This is a genomic window from Streptomyces sp. NPDC057271 (assembly GCF_042668715.1).
Classification (GTDB): domain Bacteria; phylum Actinomycetota; class Actinomycetes; order Streptomycetales; family Streptomycetaceae; genus Streptomyces.
In genome coordinates this window covers 1-2,183 of the sequence record NZ_JBHUYJ010000231.1, presented here as the reverse complement: position 1 = coordinate 2,183, position 2,183 = coordinate 1, and the positions used below count along the sequence as shown (strand labels likewise).

Sequence of the window (2,183 nt, the reverse complement as noted above, 5' to 3'; positions counted from 1 at the left end):
TCAGGGCTCCCTGGTTCGGTGGCATGCGGAAAAGCAGCAGCTGTCTCCACTTCACTGGAGTGAACTCAGCTACGCCGAGGCGGTGTTGGGGTGGCTTGACGACTGCCGGTTCATCAAGCGAGCGGTGTCGCTTGCCACGCGGCACGTAGGTGTGGTGCAGGTTGGCCAGGTAGAGCTGTTGGCCGTTGCGGCTTACCGCTGCGAGGTCGACCGCCCGGCCGGGTTCCTTCACGCGGCGTCCTTCCACGCTGCACAGGCGGCACATTCCGGCGTCGCCGATCGTCGTGTGGAAGCCGCACACCATGCATTCGGCCATCGGATAGTGGGTTGCCCACCAGCGACAGCTCCAGCAGTACCAGCTATGGGCGCGATGGACACCCCAAGCCAGGCAGCTGCGGCACGCCCCGGGATGCATCGGGGCGCCTGGGTGGCACGAGTCGCACTGGCCCTGGCTGAAGTATCGGTCGCGGGCCCCGCAGCTTCGGCACGGAGGCGGCACGACGGGCCCTCCGGGAAGGCACTCGTAACAGAAATCCATCCGCGGCTTGGTCCACGCAACGCGGTGAACCTGGCAGATCGCGCACTTGGAGGGCGGCGGAGTGCTCACAGGGGCGGTTCCGATCGGGGACGTCCGAACCGTGGCGTGACCACCACGGAAGTGTCCGACGTGGCGGACGCTGCCTGCTGCTGCTCGGGACGGCGTGCAGCGACCTTGTCGGGCTCTCTGATCAGCAGAGCGGTGGGGTCGCAGTCGAGAACCGAGCAGATCACGTCCAGGTCATCGAGGCGGATCGTGGTAGGAGTGCCGGTCCACAGCGCGGACATTTTCCCCGCGCTGATCTCCAGCCCAGCCGCCGCGAGTTGGCGGCGCATGTCCGTGGACTTCCAGATGCCGTGCTCGGCTGCCTTCATCCGCAGATTCCAGCGCACGAGATCACACCTCCATTCCGAAGCGAGCTTCGAGCCGCTGGTTGGCCTGGGTCCACGCCCGTTCGATGTGCTCGCTGCGCACGTGGATGTAGCGGGTCGTGGTGGACAGCCATTCGTGCCCGAGCAATTCCTGAAGCGCCTTGAGGTCCATCCCGTCGCCATACAGAGAGGAGGCGCAGTAGTGCCGAAGAACGTGGGGAGTCAGCTGGCCGGCCCATGCAGGCAGCCACAGCTTCGTCTGGGCCTTCAGGGCCTGACGCAGGGCATCGTCGCCAACCCGCGCACACCGGTTAAGCAGCTCGTCGTGGCGCTCGCTGGGCAGCATCGGCGCGTCCGCGTTCGACCAGTCAGCTCCGAACTGGTGGCGGACTTCGGCCAGCCACCAGTCGATCAGCTGGTCCGCGCCGTTGATGGCGGGGACCAGCCGGGGCTTGGGACCGCGGCCTCTGCTGCCCTTGCCGAACCGGACATGCAGCTTCCCAAATTCTCCGAGATCGGGGCGCCAGTCGCGGATGTCGAGCATGACCGTCTCGTTGATCCGCAGGCCCAGGCGTCGCCAGAGCGAGGCGGCAAAGTAGTTCCGCGCCGCGGGAAGGTACTTACGCGCCTCGGGAATGCTCGCGCGCCACTGGCGGAAGAGCACATCGACCTCGGTGTCGGACGGAGGGATGCGCAGCTCCCCCGCCGCCTGGCCCGGAGGCCGGTTGTACTCGTCAACCGGTTGCTCGACGACGTATCCCGTCAGCGCATGGATGTCGCCCTGGTAGCGGCTGATCACGAAGTCGAAGAACTGCGCCACCGTGCCGGCCTTGCCAGCACGTGTGTTGGCGGTGTTGCCCAGCCGCCGGAGGCCCGCCAGGAACCGATCCGCGTCGTCGCAGGTAGCCGTCCACAAAGGGCCCGACAGGGTTCGTGCGAAGTCGATCACCACCGTCCGGCTACTCCCGATGTAGCCATCGGTCAGGCCAGCGGACGCCATCGCCAACGCGTACTGGTCGACGATCTCCTGCTCGAAGACCTCGACCTCCTCGGCCGTGCGCAGGGCTCGGGCCGAGGCCAGATTACGGACGACAGCAAGGGTCATCGGCTGCTCGGTTCACAGAACTGGCGCATGCGTCAGAGATACAGCCGAGGCTTCAGGAATCTCGACGGAACGACGGATTCTTCATCCCGTCGAGTGAACCCCCGCCGACCTGCACCTGCAGGTCACAACAACGTGCCCGCAGAAATCGAACCCGCGGGAGTAGAGACAT

The 2,183-nt window shown here is 66.2% G+C and carries 2 protein-coding genes and 1 pseudogene; all 3 read right to left on the bottom strand.

Translation table 11 applies throughout. From position 1 onward, the window contains the following. Nucleotides 1-415 (bottom strand): annotated as a pseudogene (locus ACFUJR_RS39150) (hypothetical protein); the annotation flags it as partial. 188 nt (nt 416-603) lie between these two features. After that, complete coding sequence (locus tag ACFUJR_RS39145; RefSeq protein ID WP_014153419.1) at nt 604-930, bottom strand: helix-turn-helix transcriptional regulator; 327 nt, start codon at nt 928-930, stop codon at nt 604-606. Between the two features lie 4 nt (nt 931-934). Beyond that, complete coding sequence (locus tag ACFUJR_RS39140) at nt 935-2,014, bottom strand: tyrosine-type recombinase/integrase (protein WP_381745692.1); 1,080 nt, start codon at nt 2,012-2,014, stop codon at nt 935-937. Nucleotides 2,015-2,183: the final 169 nt, after the last annotated feature.

Coding starts and splice junctions, on each gene's coding strand:
- ACFUJR_RS39140 (WP_381745692.1), bottom strand. CDS start 2,014: ATGACCCTTGCTGTCGTCCGTAATCTGGCCTCGGCCCGAGCCCTGCGC.